This window comes from Mycobacterium sp. UM_Kg27, assembly GCF_000972905.1.
Classification (GTDB): domain Bacteria; phylum Actinomycetota; class Actinomycetes; order Mycobacteriales; family Mycobacteriaceae; genus Mycobacterium.
Genome location: NZ_JRMM01000085.1, coordinates 1 through 18,314 on the forward strand (window position 1 = coordinate 1; position 18,314 = coordinate 18,314).

Annotated in this window: 16 protein-coding genes; 14 read left to right on the top strand and 2 right to left on the bottom strand. The window is 68.1% G+C overall.

Features of this window, described 5'->3' with window-relative positions:
• Positions 1–628: B-4DMT family transporter (locus tag LI94_RS13885; protein ID WP_192830978.1), on the bottom strand; the 628-nt coding region annotated here is incomplete at its 3' end.
• A gap of 33 nt (positions 629–661) precedes the next feature.
• On the opposite strand from LI94_RS13885, the gene LI94_RS13890 reads away from it, so the two are divergent.
• From LI94_RS13890 to LI94_RS13920, 7 genes are all read left to right on the top strand, one after another.
• Complete coding sequence (locus LI94_RS13890) at positions 662–1,783, top strand: Xaa-Pro peptidase family protein (RefSeq protein WP_046301546.1); 1,122 nt, start codon at positions 662–664, stop codon at positions 1,781–1,783.
• A gap of 15 nt (positions 1,784–1,798) precedes the next feature.
• Positions 1,799–2,362, top strand: coding sequence for an elongation factor P (efp, locus tag LI94_RS13895; protein ID WP_024442176.1), 564 nt, complete (start codon positions 1,799–1,801; stop codon positions 2,360–2,362).
• 2 nt (positions 2,363–2,364) lie between these two features.
• Positions 2,365–2,886 (top strand): transcription antitermination factor NusB, encoded by a 522-nt coding sequence (gene nusB, locus LI94_RS13900; RefSeq protein WP_046301547.1) that lies wholly within the window; start codon positions 2,365–2,367, stop codon positions 2,884–2,886.
• Positions 2,887–2,973: 87 nt separating this feature from the next.
• Positions 2,974–5,712 carry an aminotransferase class I/II-fold pyridoxal phosphate-dependent enzyme gene (locus LI94_RS13905; protein ID WP_046301548.1) on the top strand — a complete coding sequence of 913 codons (2,739 nt, stop codon included), beginning with the start codon at positions 2,974–2,976 and terminating at the stop codon, positions 5,710–5,712.
• A 15-nt stretch (positions 5,713–5,727) separates the two neighbouring features.
• Positions 5,728–6,306 (top strand): TetR/AcrR family transcriptional regulator, encoded by a 579-nt coding sequence (locus LI94_RS13910; protein ID WP_024442179.1) that lies wholly within the window; start codon positions 5,728–5,730, stop codon positions 6,304–6,306.
• Positions 6,307–6,351: 45 nt separating this feature from the next.
• Positions 6,352–7,500 (top strand): acyl-CoA dehydrogenase family protein, encoded by a 1,149-nt coding sequence (locus LI94_RS13915; RefSeq protein ID WP_046301557.1) that lies wholly within the window; start codon positions 6,352–6,354, stop codon positions 7,498–7,500.
• 14 nt (positions 7,501–7,514) lie between these two features.
• A complete protein-coding gene (locus LI94_RS13920) occupies positions 7,515–8,153 on the top strand; it encodes an NAD(P)H-dependent oxidoreductase (RefSeq protein ID WP_046301549.1) in 639 nt (212 codons plus the stop codon).
• A 7-nt stretch (positions 8,154–8,160) separates the two neighbouring features.
• On the opposite strand, the gene LI94_RS13925 is transcribed toward LI94_RS13920, so the two are convergent.
• Positions 8,161–9,363, bottom strand: coding sequence for a serine hydrolase domain-containing protein (locus LI94_RS13925; protein ID WP_046301550.1), 1,203 nt, complete (start codon positions 9,361–9,363; stop codon positions 8,161–8,163).
• Between the two features lie 111 nt (positions 9,364–9,474).
• Between LI94_RS13925 and pyrR the strand changes: the two genes are divergently transcribed.
• The 7 genes from pyrR to pyrF are packed head-to-tail and all read left to right on the top strand — an operon-like array spanning position 9,475 to position 18,111.
• Positions 9,475–10,047, top strand: coding sequence for a bifunctional pyr operon transcriptional regulator/uracil phosphoribosyltransferase PyrR (gene pyrR, locus LI94_RS13930; protein WP_024442183.1), 573 nt, complete (start codon positions 9,475–9,477; stop codon positions 10,045–10,047).
• Complete coding sequence (locus LI94_RS13935; RefSeq protein WP_046301551.1) at positions 10,044–11,015, top strand: aspartate carbamoyltransferase catalytic subunit; 972 nt, start codon at positions 10,044–10,046, stop codon at positions 11,013–11,015. Before pyrR ends, LI94_RS13935 begins: the two co-directional genes overlap by 4 nt.
• A complete protein-coding gene (locus LI94_RS13940) occupies positions 11,012–12,304 on the top strand; it encodes a dihydroorotase (RefSeq protein ID WP_046301552.1) in 1,293 nt (430 codons plus the stop codon). The genes LI94_RS13935 and LI94_RS13940 overlap by 4 nt, the downstream gene beginning before the upstream one ends.
• Entirely contained in the window at positions 12,301–12,819 is a 519-nt protein-coding gene (locus tag LI94_RS13945) for a hypothetical protein (protein WP_046301553.1), read from the top strand. The genes LI94_RS13940 and LI94_RS13945 overlap by 4 nt, the downstream gene beginning before the upstream one ends.
• Positions 12,816–13,937: a glutamine-hydrolyzing carbamoyl-phosphate synthase small subunit gene (carA, locus tag LI94_RS13950; protein ID WP_046301554.1), complete on the top strand. Its 1,122-nt coding sequence runs from the start codon at positions 12,816–12,818 to the stop codon at positions 13,935–13,937. The genes LI94_RS13945 and carA overlap by 4 nt, the downstream gene beginning before the upstream one ends.
• Positions 13,937–17,281 carry a carbamoyl-phosphate synthase large subunit gene (gene carB, locus LI94_RS13955; protein ID WP_046301555.1) on the top strand — a complete coding sequence of 1,115 codons (3,345 nt, stop codon included), beginning with the start codon at positions 13,937–13,939 and terminating at the stop codon, positions 17,279–17,281. The genes carA and carB overlap by 1 nt, the downstream gene beginning before the upstream one ends.
• On the top strand, positions 17,281–18,111 hold the full coding sequence (gene pyrF, locus LI94_RS13960; protein ID WP_024443563.1) for an orotidine-5'-phosphate decarboxylase: 831 nt from the start codon (positions 17,281–17,283) through the stop codon (positions 18,109–18,111). Before carB ends, pyrF begins: the two co-directional genes overlap by 1 nt.
• Positions 18,112–18,314: the final 203 nt, after the last annotated feature.

Below are 18,314 nucleotides of genomic sequence, written 5' to 3' on the forward strand. Positions count from 1 at the left end.
AGATGTGTATAAGAGACAGGGTGAAGCCTCCCGAAAGACCGTCGGGGCTGGTGAGCGTCGCCTCGGTAGCCGGCGCGGCAGCCTCGGTCTGTACGGCACCGGTCTCTTCAGCGGCCAGCGCGGGGGCGCCGACGGTGGCGAACACGTCGGTCGGCGGCTGGCTCTCCTCCGCGGCGGCCCGCACCGGGCGGCGTTCCGGATGCTTCTCGTACTCCTTGTCGATGGCGCGGCGCCCGAGGGCCACGGCGGCCACCGCCACCACGAACACCAGCAGCGCGGTGAAGGCCGCGAAGCTGGTCAGCTCGTTGAAGAAGGTGCTGATGTAGAGCGCCTTGTAGACCTGGCCGATGAGCCACGAGACGAAGCCGCTGAGCAGTCCGGCGACCAGCCCGGCGCCCAGCCAGGTCATCGCGAGGTCAGCGCGCCGGTCCGGGTCGGCGGTGGCTTTGGCGTCCTCACGGCCGTCGGAACGGCCCCAGACGAACACTGCGATCGCGAACACGATCATCAATGCCAGGCTGATCAGACCGGCCTGCGCCTCGAAGGCGTTGATCAGCACCCCCTGGATGAGGCGGATCACGACCATCAGTGCAGCGAACACCAGCCCGCGCAGAAACCACTTGCTCATGGGGCCACAGCGTAGCGAGTACCGTCACACCGCGTGACACATTCCTCCCGTCGGGCGCGTCTGAGTGCTGCGATCGGCGCCGCCGACCTGGACGCGATGCTGGTCACGGACCTGATCAACGTGCGTTATCTGTCCGGGTTCACCGGTTCGGCCGGGGCGCTGCTGGTCTATGCGGACGAGCGGCCACCGGTGTTGGCAACCGATGGTCGCTATCGCACACAGGCTGCCCGCCAGGCCCCCGACCTGCAGGTCGCGATCGAACGCGCCGCGCCCCGGCACCTTCTCACCCAGGCTGCGGCGGCCGGGGCGCTGCGGGTCGGCTTCGAGGCCCACGTGGTGACCGTGGACGGATTCGATGCCCTTTCGGCAGCCCTGCGGGGGGAGCGAGCAGTGCCCGGCGGGGACAGCCCCGTCGAGCTGGTCCGGGCCTCGAACACCGTGGAGGCGCTGCGCGAGGTCAAAGACGCCGGCGAAGTCGCCATGCTGCGACTGGCCTGCGAGGCTGCCGACGCGGCTCTGGGTGAGCTGGTGGACCGCGGTGGACTGCGGCCGGGGCGCACCGAACGGGAGGTCCGCCGGGAACTGGAAGCCCTGATGCTCGACCACGGGGCCGACGCCGCATCGTTCGAGACGATCGTGGCCACCGGCCCCAACTCGGCGATTCCGCATCACCGGCCTACCGACGCCGTGCTGGCCGCCGGGGACTTCGTCAAGATCGACTTCGGCGCCCTGGTGGCCGGCTACCACTCCGACATGACCCGCACGTTCGTGCTGGGGCCGCCCGCGGACTGGCAGCGGGAGATCTATCAGGTGGTGCAGGCCGCGCAGCGGGCCGGCCGGGAGGCGCTGCAACCGGGCGTGGAACTGTGTGCGGTCGACGCCGCCGCGCGCACCGTGATCGCCGAGGCCGGCTACGGCGAGACCTTCGGTCACGGCCTCGGCCACGGGGTCGGGTTGCGGATTCACGAAGCGCCCGGAATCAATGCGGCGGCCGACGGTACACTGCTTGCCGGTGCTGTGGTGACCGTAGAGCCCGGCGTCTATCTGGCTGATCGTGGCGGGGTCCGTATCGAGGACACGCTCGTGGTCGCTGATACTGCCGGGCAGGCCCCGGACCTGCTGACTCGGTTCCCCAAGGAACTGACCATTCTCTAGGAGACGTGAACGACCGTGGCTTCAACTGCTGACTTCAAAAACGGGCTGGTGCTGGTGATCGACGGCCAGTTGTGGCAGATCACCGAGTTTCAGCACGTCAAGCCGGGCAAGGGTCCGGCCTTCGTGCGCACCAAGCTCAAGAATGTGGTGTCGGGCAAGGTCGTGGACAAGACCTACAACGCCGGCGTGAAGGTGGAGACCGCCACCGTGGACCGCCGCGACGCCACCTACCTGTACCGCGACGGCAACGACTTCGTGTTCATGGACAGCGAGGATTACGAGCAGCACCCGCTGCCGGAATCGCTGGTTGGCGACTCGGCGAACTACCTGCTGGAGAGCATGCTGGTGCAGATCGCCTTCCACAACGGGGTGCCGCTGTATCTGGAGCTGCCGGTCAGCGTCGAGCTGGAGGTCACCCACACCGAGCCCGGCCTGCAGGGCGACCGGTCCAGCGCGGGCACCAAGCCGGCCACCATGGAGACCGGTGCCCAGATCAATGTGCCGCTGTTCATCAACACCGGAGACAAGCTGAAGGTCGACACCCGCGACGGCAGCTACCTGGGACGGGTCAACTCCTGACCATGCCTGCTGGCAAGCCGGTGAAGGGCCGGCACCAGGCCCGTAGGCGTGCCGTCGACGTGCTCTTCGAGGCCGAGGCCCGGGGCCTGACCCCGGCCCAAGGCGCGGAGCTGCGAACGGCGCTGGCGAGTGAGCAGCCCGACGTGTCACCGCTGCACCCGTACACCGTCACGGTGGCCAAGGGGGTCACCGAGCACGCCGCCCACATCGACGACCTGATCACCTCGCACCTGCAGGGCTGGAAGCTGGAGCGGCTGCCGGCCGTGGACCGGGCGATCCTGCGGGTGGCGATCTGGGAATTGCTGCATGCCGATGACGTCCCGGAGCCGGTCGCCGTGGACGAAGCGGTGAAGCTGGCCAAGGAGTTGTCCACCGACGATTCGCCCGGGTTCATCAACGGCGTGCTGGGCCAGGTGATGCTGGTGACACCGCAGTTGCGGGCCGCCTCGCTGGCGGTGCGGGCGGCGAGCGAGCCGGCGGTCACACCCGGTGAGCCCGACTCCGAGGACACCCCGCAGGACTGAAAGCCGGGTTTCGCGAGGCCTGTCGGCCGAGGGATCCGGAGGTCGCTAAACCGGCCGATCCGCGTCAAGATCATGCAGACTGGCCCCATGGGCCAAGATTGGGACGCACGGAATCGGAGACTACGAGTATCGGCTTTAGCGGCGGTGGCGAACCCGTCGTATTCGCGGGTGGACACCTGGAACCTGCTCGACGACGCGTGTCGGGAATTGGCGGCGGTCGACCGCGCCGGGATGGACACCGCCCACCAATATGCGCAGGTCAAGCGCTTGATGCAACGCCTGGAAGCCTACGAGCGATATTGGTTGTTCCCCGGCGCGGGAAGGCTGGCGGCGTTTCGCAACTACCTCGAGGGCATGGCGACGGTGTCGCTGACCGAGCAGGTGTCGCTGGTGGTGCGGCTGCTGTCGGACTACGGCGACCGGGCAGCGCTGTTCGACCTGGGGTTACCGCTGTCTGATCAGGAATTGGTAGCGCAGGCCCGGCGGCAGCAGTTCTACACCGTGCTGCTGGCCGACGACTCGCCCCCTGATGCACCGGAAAGCCTCGCGGAAAGCCTTCGCGCACTGCGCAACCTCGACGACGAGGTGCAGATCGAACTGTTGGTGGCCTCCAGCGTTGAGGACGCCGTCACGGCCGTAGCGCTCAACGGTGAGATCCAGGCGGCGATCGTGCGCCACGACCTTCCGCTGCGATCGCGCGACCGGGTCCCGCTGATGACCACGCTTTTGGGCGCCAACGACGACGCGGGAGTCGTCGATGGCAGCCACGACGCAATCGAGTGCGGCGAATGGATGCGGCTGCTGCGTCCCCACATCGACCTGTATCTGCTGACGGACGAATCCATCGCCGCGGACACCGAGGAAGAGCCCGACGTCTACGACCGCACCTTCTACCGGCTCAACGACGTCACCGATCTGCACAGCACGGTGCTTGCCGGAATCCGGAAGCGCTACGCCACACCGTATTTCGATGCGTTGCGGGCCTATGCTGCCGAGCCGGTCGGTCAGTTCCACGCGTTGCCGGTGGCCCGCGGCGCCAGCATCTTCAATTCCCGCTCGCTGCAGGACATGGGAGAGTTCTACGGCCGCAACATCTTCATGGCCGAAACCTCGTCGACCTCGGGCGGGTTGGATTCGCTGCTGGACCCGCACGGCACCATCCGGGTGGCGATGAAAAAGGCTGCCAAGACCTGGAACGCCGACCACACCTATTTCGTCACCAACGGGACCTCGACGGCCAACAAGATCGTGGGGCAGGCGTTGACCCGGCCCGGTGACATCGTCCTGATCGACCGCAACTGTCACAAGTCGCATCACTACAGTCTGGTGCTGGCCGGTGCTTATCCGATGTACCTGGACGCCTACCCGCTGGCGGCCACGGCGATCTACGGCGCGGTGTCGCTGCACACCATCAAGCGGGCACTGCTGGACCTGGAAGCCGCCGGACAGCTGCACCGGGTCCGGATGTTGTCTTTGACCAACTGCACATTCGACGGCGTCGTCTACAACCCCGGCCGGGTGATGGAGGAAGTCCTGGCGATCAAGCCGGACATTTGTTTCCTTTGGGATGAGGCCTGGTACGCCTTCGCGACGGCGGTGCCGTGGGCCCGGCAACGCACCGCCATGGTGGCCGCCGAACGCCTGGAGAGCATGCTCGGCTCACCGCGTTACGCCCAGGAGTACCAGGCATGGCGCGAATCCATGGCGGGCATTGATCGCGACCAGTGGAGCGAACACCGGCTGCTGCCGGCTCCCTCGGCGCGGGTGCGGGTCTATGCGACCCACTCCACGCATAAGTCCTTGTCGGCCCTGCGGCAGGCGTCGATGATCCACGTCCGGGACAAGGACTTCAACGCGCTGGCGCGGGATGCGTTCGCCGAGGCGTTTTTGACTCACACCTCCACCTCACCGAACCAGCAGCTGCTCGCTTCGCTGGATCTGGCGCGCCGCCAGGTGGACATCGAAGGCTTTGACCTGGTCCGGAGGGTTTACGACATGGCGCTGGTGTTTCGCCACCGGGTTCGTAAAGACCGGCTGATCAACAAATGGTTCCGGATTCTCGATGAGGACGACCTGGTGCCCGATGAGTTCCGGAATTCCACGGTCAGTTCCTACCGTCAGGTCCGCCAGGGCGGTTTGGCGGAGTGGAACGAGGCCTGGCGTTCCGACGAATTCGTGTTGGACCCGACCCGGGTGACGCTGTTCGTGGGTCGGACCGGGATGAACGGCTATGAATTCCGCGAGAAGGTCCTGATGGACCGATTCGGCATCCAGATCAACAAGACCTCCATCAACTCTGTGCTGTTGATCTTCACCATTGGTGTCACCTGGTCCAGCGTGCACTACCTGCTCGATGCGTTGCGCCGGGTCGCCGGCGAACTGGACCGGGCCTGGGCGGCGGCCAGCAGCGACGATCGGGCGTTGCAGCAGCGCAAAACCGTTGAGATCACCGAAGACCTGCCGCCATTGCCGGATTTCAGCGAGTTCGCGCCCGCGTTTCGTCCCGGCGGTGCCAGCACATTCGGCGACATGCGATTGGCGTTTTACGCCGGCTATGAAGAGGCCGACCGCGAGTATGTGATGCTCGGCGACGCCGGGCGCCGGGTCGCCGACGGTAAGACGCTGGTCTCGACGACCTTCGTGGTGCCCTACCCGCCCGGGTTCCCGGTGCTGGTTCCCGGTCAGGTGATCTCCAAGGAGATCCTCTACTTCCTGGCCGAACTCGACGTGAAAGAGATTCACGGCTACAACCCCGAGCTGGGGTTGGCGGTGTTCACGCCCGAGGCATTGGACCGCTACGCGCAGGCACCCGGCCTCGCCGATTAAGTACGCTGACTCGTCATGGCCACGTCGGACGCAGTTGGCGGGTCGGGTGGCAATCCCCGGCTGTCCGTGCAGGACTGGGTGCAAGCCGGCTTCCGGATTCTGGCCGAAGACGGGCTCAAGGCGCTGACCATCGACCGACTTTGCAAACGGCTCGGGGTCACCAAAGGCAGCTTTTACTGGCATTTCGCCGACATGAAGGCCTACCGCCAGGGACTGGTCGACACCTGGGCGACCGTGCGCGACTCCGAACGCGGCGACTTCGATGCGCTGTCGGAACTGCCTCCGCGTGAGCGGTTGTCGCGCATGATGACCGCCCTGGTCGGGCCCGCGCATTGGATGCTCGAACGTGCGATGCGCGAATGGGCGCGGTCGGAGGACAGCGTCGCCGCGGCGGTACGCAGCTCGGATCGGCGGGTGCTCCAAGCGGTTCGGCAGGTGTTTCTCGACGACGGCTTCGATGCAGACGAGGCCGAGATGCGTGCCAACGCAACGTTCGCCGCCGGAATCGGGTTTCTGCATCTGGCCGGGTCGGCGCCGAGCTCATCGGCCGCGGGACGGCGAGAACAGTTCCTGGACGTCATGCTTCGCCACTGACGTCCATACCAAAAGGTATGGTACGGTCCGACCATGGCGACCACGATGGCACCGGTGGTGTCCGAGGAATTCATCTCCCGACTGGCGCAGCGCGCCGCGGCGGCCGAGGAGCTGCGCCGACTGCCGGCAGACACCGTCGACGAATTCCGAAAGTCCGGGCTGGCCGACCTGCTCTTGCCGGCACGCTACGGCGGACGCCAGGCCGAGTTTCCCGAGATCCTCGACCCGATTCGGCGCATGGCGCATGGCTGCGCGTCGAGTGCCTGGACGCTCGGCTTCTACATCCTGCACAACTGGATGCTGGCGCTCTTCGGTGAGCAGGCCCAGGACGAGGTGTTCGCCGACGGGCCGGTGCTGTGCCCGGCGCCGTTGGCGCCGACCGGACGCGGCGTGCCCGACGGTGACGGAATCCGGCTGTCCGGGCGTTGGTCATGGGCGACCGGGGTGATGGATGCCGACTGGATCATGGTCGGAGCGATCTGCGGTCCCGACGACGGCCCTTACCCTGCGCTGGTGCTGCTCCCGGCGGCCGACATTCACATCGAGGATGTCTGGCACACCGCGGGCATGCGGGCCACCGGTTCCAACGATGTCGTCATCGAGGATGTGTTAGTCCCGTCGCACCGGCTGGTCAAGGTCGTCGACATCTACTCCGGTACCGCGACCGGCGCCGAGCTGCACGACGGCTCGGCGTACCGGTGGCCGATGGTCCCGGCGCTGGCCCTGGTCGCCGCGATGCCCGCCCTCGGGTCGGCCGAATGGGTCGCCGACTTGTTCGCCGAGCGCTTGGCCGGACGGGTCCTGGCGTATTCCGGTGCCGCGCAGAAGAATCAGCCGGCGGCCCAGATTCGCCTCGGTGATGCGCGGGTTCGGCTGCGTGCGCTGCGCGGCTTGCTCGGCGACACTGTCGGCCGGATTCAAGGTGCGGTGGACGCGCGGGAGCGGATCAGCCGTTCCACTCGGGCCGATGCCCGGGCGGCGGCCGCGTACATCGTCCACGAATCCCGCGCCGTGATCGCCGATCTGCTCGAAGCCTCCGGTGCCAGTGCGCAGTTCGTAACCAGCCCGCTGCAGCGCGCCAAACGCGATGTCGACGTGATCTGCGGGCACGTAGTCTTCGACTACGACGTGGCACGCGAGTTGTCTGGCGCACTCGAGGCCGGCGTGAAGATCTCACCGATCTCGATGATCTGACCACGAAGGGCACCATGAAAACGCTGTGGGTGGAAGCGAGTCCGAAGCAAGAGCACTCACTGTCCTCGGCACTGACCCAGGCCTTTCTGGACGCCGCGCCCGCGGCAGCGGTCGGCGACGTCGAACGGTTCTCGGTGTGGACCGACGAGATGCTGGTGTTCGGGCGCGACGCCGCATTCGCCAAGTTCGCTCCGCTCTACGGCGAACGCCGCACCCCTGAGCAGAAGCAGATCTGGTCGGAGGTGCTGGCCGAAATCGACCGGGTGCGTTCATTCGACCGCCTGGTGGTGTCGTCGCCGATGTGGAATTGGCATGTGCCGCATGCGCTGAAGGCGTGGATCGACGTCATCGTGCAACCGATGGCCAGCTTCACGCTCAACGAGCGCGGCGAACACGTGGGCACGTTGGGGCAGGGCAAGCCGCTGCAACTCGTCTTGACCCGCTCCAGCGCGTACGACGGCAATCGTGCCGACCTGCAGGACTTCCAGCGCCCCTATCTGGAGTACGTGTTCACCATGCTGGGCTACAACGTGCAGACCCTGGTCTTCGAACCGACCACGCGCTGGACCGCCGAGGAGCGGGAACAGATGCGCGACGCCGCGCTGGCGAAGGCTCGCCGGGCAGGAGCGAGCCTCGCGGGCGAGGGCCGCTAGACCGGGCTCACAGACCCAGCGCCGCGTAGGTCCGGCGGACGAACTTCGGCTGCGCCACCCGCAGCTTGGCGATCGAGGTATTGCCGGCGACCGCGACGGCCATGTCGGCGGAGAGCGTCGGAGAGTTCTGGACCAGATAGATCAGGATCAGGTCCGCGGCCGGATCCGCCTGCCACCACGTGCCGTAGGCGCCCGGCCAGCCGAACGCGCCCGCACCGCCCGGTCCGAACAGCGGCTGGGACTTCGCCGGGTCGGTCACCACCGACAGGTTGAGACCGAACCCGCGACCGACCCAGAACGGGGCGCCCAGGAACGCGTGCCGCTTCTGGTCGTCGGTGAGCTGATCGGTGCGCATCGCCCGCGCGGATTCCGCCGAGAGCACCCGGGTGCCGTCGAACATGCCGTCGGCCAGCAACATCCGGGCGAACGCCAGGTAGTCGTCGGCAGTGGACATCAGGCCGCCCCCGGCGTTGGGAAACGCCGGCATCGTGATCGGCACCGGACCCATCGCATCGTCGCGCAGCGTTTCCCCCTCGACGCGATACATGGTGGCGCTGCGCCCACGTGCCTGCGGTGTGACGCAGAAGCCGGTGTCGGTCATTCCCAGCGGGCCCAGGATCCGGTCCTCGATCACCTGGGGCAGTGGCTTGCCCTCGATCCGCGACAGCAGCACACCCAGCACGTCGGTGCCGTGGCCGTAGGTCATGCGCTCACCGGGCTGATCCACCAGGGGCAACGCCGCCAGCGCCGTCAGCCAGGCTTCGGGTCCGCGACCGAAGGGCAGACGCTGGTACTCCCGCGCGATCGGACCGGGCACGGAGAATCCGTAGCCGATGCCGCAGCGGTGGGTCATCAGGTCGTCGACCGTGATCGCGCGCCGGGCCGCGGTGGTCGATTCCAGCGAACCGGCCGGGTCGACCAGCACCCGCGGCGCCGCGAACTCCGGCAGCCAGTGGGCGATCGGGTCGGTCAGCCGCAGCCGTCCTTCGTCGACCAGGGTCATCGCGGCGGCGATGGTGACCGGCTTGGTCATGGAGGCGATCCGGAAGACCGTGTCGCGGGTCATCGGAAGGCCGGCGCCGACATCGCGGTGGCCGATCTCGTTGACCTGCAGCACCGAGCCGCGCTGCCAGACCAGCGTCACCACGCCGGCCAGCAGGCCGGTGTCGCAGGCCTCGCGCAGGGGCGCCTGATTCGGGTCGAGATTCACCCGGTCAGGTTAGCGGCGACCGCAAGCGCGGCGGGTGTTAGGCTACCCGGCAGTTCGACATCCTTTAATGAGCCGTCCTGCGAGGCGGAGAAGGAGGTCCTGCGGTTTCGCATGGGCGCTGCCGGTAATTCCAGCACCGACCGGGAATTGATGTCCTCGGCGGATGTGGGTCGCACTGTTTCTCGGATCGCACATCAGATCATCGAGAAGACGGCCTTAGACGACCCCGATAGAGCCAACTCCCCGCGCGTCGTGCTGTTGGGCATACCCACCCGCGGCGTCACCCTGGCCCAGCGGCTGGCCGCCAAGATCAGCGAATTCTGCGGAGTTGATGTCGCGCACGGAGCGCTGGACATCACGTTGTACCGCGACGACCTCATGCGTCAGCCCCCGCGGCCGCTGGAGCCCACCTCGATTCCGGCGGGCGGCATCGACGACGCGTGCGTGATCCTGGTCGACGACGTGCTCTTCGCCGGCCGATCGGTGCGGGCCGCACTGGACGCGCTGCGCGACGTGGGGCGACCCCGGATCGTGCAGCTGGCTGTGCTGGTGGACCGCGGCCACCGCGAGCTGCCGGTGCGCGCCGACTATGTCGGCAAGAACGTGCCGACCGCCCGCGGCGAAAGCGTGCACGTACTACTGGCTGAACACGACGGCCGCGACCAGGTGGTGATTACCCGATGAGCACCAGGCATCTGCTGGCAGCCGGCGATTTGAGCCGTGATGAGGCCACCGCGATCCTCGACGACGCCGACCGTTTCGCTCAGGCGCTGGTGGGACGCGAGGTCAAAAAGCTGCCCACCCTGCGCGGGCGCACCGTGATCACCATGTTCTACGAGAACTCCACCCGGACCCGGGTCTCGTTCGAGGTGGCCGGCAAGTGGATGAGCGCCGACGTGATCAACGTGTCGGCGTCGGGATCCTCGGTCAACAAGGGCGAGTCGCTGCGCGACACCGCGTTGACATTGCGCGCTGCCGGCGCCGACGCGCTGATCATCCGGCACCCGTCCTCGGGGGCGGCGCACCTGCTCGCCGAGTGGACCGCGCGCGCCGAGGAGACCGGGCCGTCGGTGATCAACGCCGGCGACGGTACCCACGAACACCCGACCCAGGCGCTGCTGGACGCGCTGACGCTGCGCCAACGACTCGGCGGAATCGAGGGCCGACGGGTGGTGATCGTCGGCGACATCGTGCACAGCCGGGTGGCCCGCTCCAACGTGCAACTGCTGGCCACCCTCGGCGCAGAGGTGGTGCTGGTCGCCCCGCCGACGCTGTTGCCGGCCGGGGGCAGCGACTGGCCGGTGACCGTGAGTTACGACCTCGACGCCGAGCTGCCCGCGGCCGACGCGGTGCTGATGCTGCGGGTGCAGGCCGAGCGGATGACCGGCGGATTCTTCCCGTCTACGCGGGAGTACTCGGTGCGGTACGGGCTCTCGGAGAAGCGCCGGGCGATGCTGCCCGACCACGCGGTGGTGCTGCACCCCGGTCCGATGCTGCGCGGCATGGAGATCTCCTCGTCGGTCGCTGACTCGTCGCAATCCGCGGTGCTGCAACAGGTTTCCAACGGCGTGCACGTGCGCATGGCGGTGCTGTTCCATCTGCTGGTGGGCAGCGGATCCGCGGGGTCGGCTGGAGAGGAAGCAGCGTTGTGAGCGTGCTGATCCGCGGAGTGCGGTGCTACGGCGAAGGCGACCAGGTCGACGTCCTGGTGCAAGGCGGCCAGATCGTGCAGATCGGGACCGGTCTGTCCGTACCGGACGGCGCTGAGGTCATCGACGCGCCCGGACAGGTGTTGCTGCCGGGCTTCGTCGACCTGCACACCCATCTGCGTGAACCGGGACGCGAATACGCCGAGGACATCGAAACCGGCTCGGCGGCGGCGGCCCTGGGCGGCTACACCGCGGTGTTCGCGATGGCCAACACCGATCCAGTGGCCGACTCTCCGGTGGTCACCGACCATGTCTGGCAGCGCGGCCAGCAGATCGGCCTGGTCGACGTGCACCCGGTCGGCGCAGTCACGGTCGGGCTGGGCGGCACGCAGCTGACAGAGATGGGCATGATGGCCGCCGGCACCGCCGGTGTTCGGATGTTCTCCGACGACGGTGTCTGTGTGGACCACCCGCTGGTGATGCGCCGCGCGCTGGAGTACGCGACCGGACTGGGGGTGTTGATCGCCCAGCACGCCGAGGAGCCACGGCTGACTGTCGGCTCGGTCGCCCACGAGGGGCCCAACGCGGCCCGGTTGGGCCTGGCCGGCTGGCCGCGCGTCGCCGAAGAGTCGATTGTGGCTCGAGACGTCCTGCTGGCCCGCGACGCCGGCGCCCGACTGCACATCTGCCATGCGTCCACCGCCGGCACCGTGGAGCTGCTGAAGTGGGCGAAGGCGCAAGGTATCTCGGTGAGCGCCGAAGTCACTCCGCACCACCTGATGCTCGATGACAGCCGGCTCGTCGACTACGACGGAATGAACCGGGTCAACCCGCCGCTGCGCGAGGCCTCCGACACCGAGGCGCTGCGTCAGGCGTTGGCCGACGGCGTGATCGATTGCGTGGCCACCGATCACGCCCCGCACGCCGAACACGAGAAGACCTGCGAATTCGCCTCCGCCCGGCCCGGGATGCTGGGCCTGCAGACCGCGCTTTCGGTGGTGGTGGCCACCATGGTGCAGACCGGTCGGCTGACCTGGCGTGACGTGGCCCGGGTGATGAGCGAGCGGCCCGCGCAGATCGTCGGTCTGCCGGATCAGGGCCGTCCACTGGAGGTGGGCGAGCCGGCCAACCTGACCGTCATCGATCCCGACACCACCTGGGTGGTCGCCGGTGCGCAACTGGCCAGCCGTTCGGACAACACCCCCTATGAGGAGATGACCCTGCCCGCGACCGTCACCGCGACCCTGCTGCGTGGCCGGATCACCGCCCGGGACGGGAAGAGCCCGGTATGAACACGCCCACGCTGATCGGCTCGCTGGTCTTCGCGTTTCTGCTGGTGGTGCTGATCGGCGTGGTGATCCGGTTGATGATGCGCGGCTGGCGCCGTCGCGGCCAGCTGCAGGACGCGCTGATCGGGACCCTGCCCACGGTGCCCGACACGGTGGGGGCACCGACTGTGGCCGCCACCCGCGGGCAGTATCTGGGCTGCACGCTGGCCCCGAAGTGGAACGACCGGGTGGTGGTCGGCGACCTGGGCTATCGCACCAAGGCGGTGCTGACCCGCTATCCCGAGGGAATCATGGTGCAGCGCAGCGGCGCCCGGCCGATCTGGATCCCTGCGGAGACGGTGATCGCCGTTCGCGCCGAACGCGGCATCGTCGGGCGCACGATCCCAACGCGCAGCCACGACGGAGTGCTGGCGATCCGCTGGCAACTGCCGTCGGGCACCGAGATAGACACCGGCTTCCGCGCGGACGACCGCGCGGAGCACAGCCGCTGGTTGGAAGAAGAGGAAGACGACAGATGAACTCGCGTGCGGTGCTGGTTCTCGAGGACGGCCGGACGTTCACCGGAACGCCGTTCGGGGCCGTGGGACAGACCCTGGGTGAGGCGGTGTTCTCCACCGGCATGTCCGGCTATCAGGAGACCCTGACCGATCCCAGTTACCACCGGCAGATCGTGGTGGCCACCGCCCCGCAGATCGGCAACACCGGCTGGAACCGCGAGGACGGGGAGAGCCGCGACGACAAGATCTGGGTGGCGGGCTATGTGGTGCGCGACCCGTCGCCGCGGGCGTCGAACTGGCGGGCCACCGGAACCCTCGACGACGAGCTGGTCCGTCAGGGCATCGTCGGTATCGCCGGGGTCGACACCCGGACCATCGTGCGCCACCTGCGCAATCACGGCTCGATGAAGGCCGGGGTGTTCTCCGGTGACGCGCTGGCATCACCGGATGAGTTGGTGACCCGGGTCCGTGAGCAGCCGTCGATGCTCGGCGCCGACCTCGCCGGGCAGGTCAGCACCGACGCCGGATACGTGGTGGAACCCGAGGGCGCACACCGGTTCACCATCGCCGCGCTGGACCTGGGCATCAAGACCAACACGCCGCGCAACTTCTCGCGGCGCGGAATCCGCAGCCACGTGCTGCCGTCGTCGGTGGACTTCGCACAGATCGCCGACCTGAAGCCAGATGGAGTGTTCCTGTCCAACGGGCCCGGGGACCCGGCCACCGCGGAGGCGATGGTGGCGTTGACCCGCGAGGTGCTCGGTGCCGGAATCCCGTTGTTCGGAATCTGTTTCGGCAACCAGATCCTGGGGCGGGCACTGGGCCTGAACACCTACAAGATGACGTTCGGCCACCGCGGCATCAACATCCCGGTGATCGACCACGCCACCGGGCGGGTGGCGGTGACCGCGCAGAACCACGGCTTTGCGCTGGAAGGCGAAGCAGGCCAACGCTTTGACACCGACTTCGGCCCGGCGGTGGTCAGCCACACCTGCGCCAACGACGGAGTCGTCGAGGGCGTCAAGCTCGCCGACGGCCGGGCGTTCTCGGTGCAGTACCACCCGGAGGCCGCGGCCGGACCGCACGACGCGGAGTACCTGTTCGACCAGTTCGTCGACCTGATGGCAGGGGAGAAGTAATGCCGCGCCGTACCGACCTGCGCCATGTTCTGGTGATCGGCTCCGGGCCGATCGTGATCGGACAGGCCTGCGAATTCGACTATTCGGGGACCCAGGCCTGCCGCGTGCTCAAGGCCGAAGGCCTGCAGGTGAGCCTGGTCAACTCCAATCCGGCCACCATCATGACCGACCCCGAATATGCCGACAACACCTACGTCGAGCCCATCACCTGGGAGTTCGTCGAAAAGGTGCTGGCTCAGCAGGCTGAGCGCGGCAACAAGGTCGATGCGCTGCTGGCCACCCTGGGTGGGCAGACGGCGCTGAACACCGCGGTGGCTCTGCATGAGCACGGGGTGCTGGAGCGCTACGGGGTCGAGCTGATCGGCGCGGACTTCGAGGCGATCCAGCGCGGCGAGGATCGCCAGCAGTTCAAGGACATCGTCGCCAAGGTAGGCGGCGAGTCGGCGCGTTCCCGGGTCTGTTACACCATGGCCGAGGTCACCGAGACCGTCGCCGAACTCGGGTTGCCCGTCGTCGTTCGCCCCTCTTTCACCATGGGCGGTCTGGGATCCGGGCTGGCGGCCAGCCTCGACGAGGTGGAGCGGATGGCCGGCGACGGCCTGGCCGCCTCGCCGACGGCCAACGTCTTGATCGAGGAATCCATCTACGGGTGGAAGGAATTCGAGCTCGAGCTGATGCGCGACGGCAACGACAACGTCGTCGTGGTCTGCTCGATCGAGAACGTCGACCCGATGGGCGTGCACACCGGCGACTCGGTGACCGTCGCCCCGGCGATGACACTGACCGACCGGGAATATCAGCGGATGCGCGATCTGGGCATCGCGATCCTGCGCGAGGTCGGGGTGGACACCGGCGGCTGCAACATCCAGTTCGCGGTCAACCCGAAGGACGGTCGGCTCATCGTGATCGAGATGAATCCGCGGGTCTCGCGATCCAGTGCGCTGGCGTCTAAGGCGACCGGCTTCCCGATCGCCAAGATCGCCGCCAAGCTCGCGATCGGCTACACCCTCGACGAGATCATCAACGACATCACCAAAGAGACCCCGGCCTGCTTCGAGCCGGCGCTGGACTACGTCGTGGTGAAGGCGCCGCGCTTCGCGTTCGAGAAGTTCCCCGGCGCCGACCCGCGGTTGACCACCACCATGAAATCGGTGGGTGAAGCGATGTCGTTGGGCCGCAACTTCATCGAGTCGCTCGGCAAGGTGATGCGCTCGCTGGAGACCGATCGCGCCGGGTTCTGGACCAAACCGGACCCCGACGAAGACTCGGCCACCGCAGCGCTGGAGCGGCTGCGCACCCCCACCGAGGGCCGGCTCTACGACATCGAGCTGGCGCTGCGGCTGGGCGCCAGTGTGGAAGCGGTCGCCGAGGCCTCCGGTGTGGACCCGTGGTTCGTCGACCAGATCAACGGCCTGGTGGCGCTGCGCGCCGAGGTGGTCGACACCCCGGTGCTGGACGCGGACCTGCTGCGCCGCTGCAAATACAGCGGCCTGTCGGATCATCAGATCGCCGTGCTGCGCCCGGAACTGGCCGGTGAGGACGGGGTGCGGCTGCTGCGGAACCGGCTGGGCATTCACCCGGTGTTCAAGACCGTCGACACCTGCGCGGCGGAATTCGAGTCCAAGACGCCCTATCACTACAGCACTTTCGAGCTCGACCCCGCCGCGGAGACCGAGGTGGCGCCCCAGGAGGTCAAGCCCAAGGTGCTCATCCTGGGTTCCGGGCCCAACCGGATCGGCCAGGGCATCGAGTTCGACTACAGCTGCGTGCATGCCGCGATCACCTTGAGCCAGGCCGGGTTCGAGACGGTGATGATCAACTGCAACCCCGAGACGGTGTCCACCGACTACGACACCGCCGACCGGCTCTACTTCGAACCGCTGACGTTCGAGGACGTGCTCGAGGTGTACTACGCCGAACAGCAGTCCGGGCAGGGCGGCCCCGGGGTGGTCGGCGTGATCGTGCAGCTGGGCGGACAGACCCCGTTGCGGTTGGCCCAGCGGCTCGCCGATGCCGGTGTGCCGATCGTGGGAACCAGCCCGGAAGCCATCGACCTGGCCGAGGACCGCGGCGCATTCGGTGACGTGCTGACCACCGCCGGCCTACCGGCGCCGCGGTATGGCACCGCGACGACCTTCGAGCAGGCCAAGCGGATCGCCGCCGACATCGGTTATCCGGTTCTGGTGCGTCCCTCCTACGTGCTGGGTGGGCGCGGCATGGAGATCGTCTACGACGAAGAGACGCTGCACGGCTACATCACCCGGGCCACCCAGCTGTCCCCGGAACATCCGGTGCTGGTCGACCGGTTCCTCGAAGACGCCATCGAGATCGACGTCGACGCACTGTGCGACGGCACCGAGGTCTACATCGGCGGCATCATGGAGCACATCGAAGAGGCCGGCATCCACTCCGGTGACTCGGCGTGCGCACTGCCGCCGGTGACGCTGGGGCGCAGCGACATCGAGAAGGTGCGGCGGGCCACCGAGGCCATCGCACACGGCGTCGGGGTGGTGGGACTGCTCAATGTGCAGTTCGCCCTCAAAGATGACGTGCTCTACGTCCTGGAGGCCAATCCGCGGGCCAGCCGCACCGTCCCGTTCGTGTCCAAGGCCACCGCGGTGCCGCTGGCCAAGGCGTGCGCGCGCGTCATGCTGGGCGCCACGATCGCCGAGCTGCGCTCGGAGGGCCTGTTGGCCGCCTCCGGGGACGGGGCTACCGTCGGCCCGAACGCCCCCATCGCGGTCAAGGAGGCCGTGCTGCCGTTCCACCGCTTCCGTCGCGCGGACGGCTCGGGCATCGACTCGCTGCTCGGCCCGGAGATGAAGTCCACCGGTGAGGTGATGGGCATCGACCGCGATTTCGGCACCGCGTTCGCCAAGAGCCAGACCGCCGCCTATGGGTCGCTGCCGGCCCAGGGCACGGTCTTCGTGTCGGTGGCCAACCATGACAAGCGTTCCCTGGTGTTTCCGGTCAAACGGCTCGCCGACTTGGGCTTCCGGGTGCTGGCCACCGAGGGGACCGCGGAAATGCTGCGCCGCAACGGGATTCCGTGCGATGTGGTGCGCAAGAATTTCGAGGAACCCAGTCCGCAGCGCCCGGAGCTGACCGCGGTGGACGCGATCCGGGCCGGGGAGGTGGACCTGGTGATCAACACCCCGTACGGCAACTCCGGCCCGCGGGTGGACGGCTACGAGATCCGTTCGGCAGCGGTCAGCGTGAACATCCCGTGCATCACCACTGTTCAGGGTGCGGCCGCGGCGGTGCAGGGCATCGAGGCGGGCATCCGCGGCGATATCGGGGTGCGCTCGCTGCAGGAGCTGCACAGCACCCTGGGCGGGCAGTAGTGACACCGGGGTTCGGGGCACGCCTGGCCGAAGCGACAGCGGCCCGCGGGCCGCTGTGCCTGGGCATCGATCCGCACCCCGAACTGCTGGCCTCGTGGGGCTTGCCCGCGACGCCGGACGGGCTGGCGGCGTTCAGCGAGACGTGTGTGGCGGCGTTCGCCGGGTTCGCCGTCGTCAAGCCGCAGGTGGCGTTCTTCGAGGCCTACGGGTCGGCCGGCTTCGCCGTGCTGGAGCACACCATCGCGGCGCTGCGCGAGGCCGGTGTGTTGGTGCTGGCCGACGCCAAGCGCGGCGACATCGGCTCGACCATGGCCGCCTACGCCGCCGCCTGGGCCGGCCCGTCGCCGTTGGCTGCCGATGCGGTGACGGCCTCGCCCTACCTGGGCTTCGGGTCGCTGCAGCCGTTACTGGAGACCGCCGCGCAGCATCGGCGGGGAGTGTTCGTGTTGGCCGCCACCTCAAACCCGGAGGGGGCCAGTGTGCAGCGTGCCCGAGACGCCGACGGCCGCACCGTGGCACAGGCGATCGTCGACGCGGCCGCGGAAGCCAATCGGGCCGAGGGCGCGGCGAGCCTGGGTTCGGTCGGGGTCGTGGTGGGCGCCACGCTGCGCGAGGTGCCCGATCTGAGCGCCCTGGGTGGGCCGGTGCTGGTGCCGGGCATTGGAGCCCAGGGAGGGCGCCCAGAGGCCCTTGCCGGGCTGGGAGGGGCCGCTGCGGGCAGCTTGTTGCCGGCGGTCTCGCGGGAGGTGCTGCGGGACGGACCCGATGCCGGTGCGCTGCGTACCGCCGCCGAGCGGTTGCGGGACGCCGTGGCCTACCTGGCCGCCTAGCCCCACCTGACACAACAAGGCCTGCGTGGCGCCCGTCAGGGGCGCCCCGCAGGCCCTGTATTGCCGGTTACCGGCCGCCGAAGTTGACGCCCCCACCGGTATTGGCGTGGTAACCGCCGCCGAAGGGCCCCATGTTGACGTTGGCGCTGTTGTTCTGTCCGCCGCCGGCGCCGATTCCGTTAGGGCCGAAGTTGAAGCCGCCG

Bases quoted from the DNA above. Each gene is read 5' to 3' on its own strand.
- nusB (WP_046301547.1), top strand. From the start codon at position 2,365: ATGCCTGCTGGCAAGCCGGTGAAGGGCCGGCACCAGGCCCGTAGGCGT.
- LI94_RS13905 (WP_046301548.1), top strand. From the start codon at position 2,974: ATGGGCCAAGATTGGGACGCACGGAATCGGAGACTACGAGTATCGGCT.
- LI94_RS13910 (WP_024442179.1), top strand. From the start codon at position 5,728: ATGGCCACGTCGGACGCAGTTGGCGGGTCGGGTGGCAATCCCCGGCTG.
- LI94_RS13915 (WP_046301557.1), top strand. From the start codon at position 6,352: ATGGCACCGGTGGTGTCCGAGGAATTCATCTCCCGACTGGCGCAGCGC.
- LI94_RS13920 (WP_046301549.1), top strand. From the start codon at position 7,515: ATGAAAACGCTGTGGGTGGAAGCGAGTCCGAAGCAAGAGCACTCACTG.
- pyrR (WP_024442183.1), top strand. From the start codon at position 9,475: ATGGGCGCTGCCGGTAATTCCAGCACCGACCGGGAATTGATGTCCTCG.
- LI94_RS13935 (WP_046301551.1), top strand. From the start codon at position 10,044: ATGAGCACCAGGCATCTGCTGGCAGCCGGCGATTTGAGCCGTGATGAG.
- LI94_RS13945 (WP_046301553.1), top strand. From the start codon at position 12,301: ATGAACACGCCCACGCTGATCGGCTCGCTGGTCTTCGCGTTTCTGCTG.
- carA (WP_046301554.1), top strand. From the start codon at position 12,816: ATGAACTCGCGTGCGGTGCTGGTTCTCGAGGACGGCCGGACGTTCACC.
- carB (WP_046301555.1), top strand. From the start codon at position 13,937: ATGCCGCGCCGTACCGACCTGCGCCATGTTCTGGTGATCGGCTCCGGG.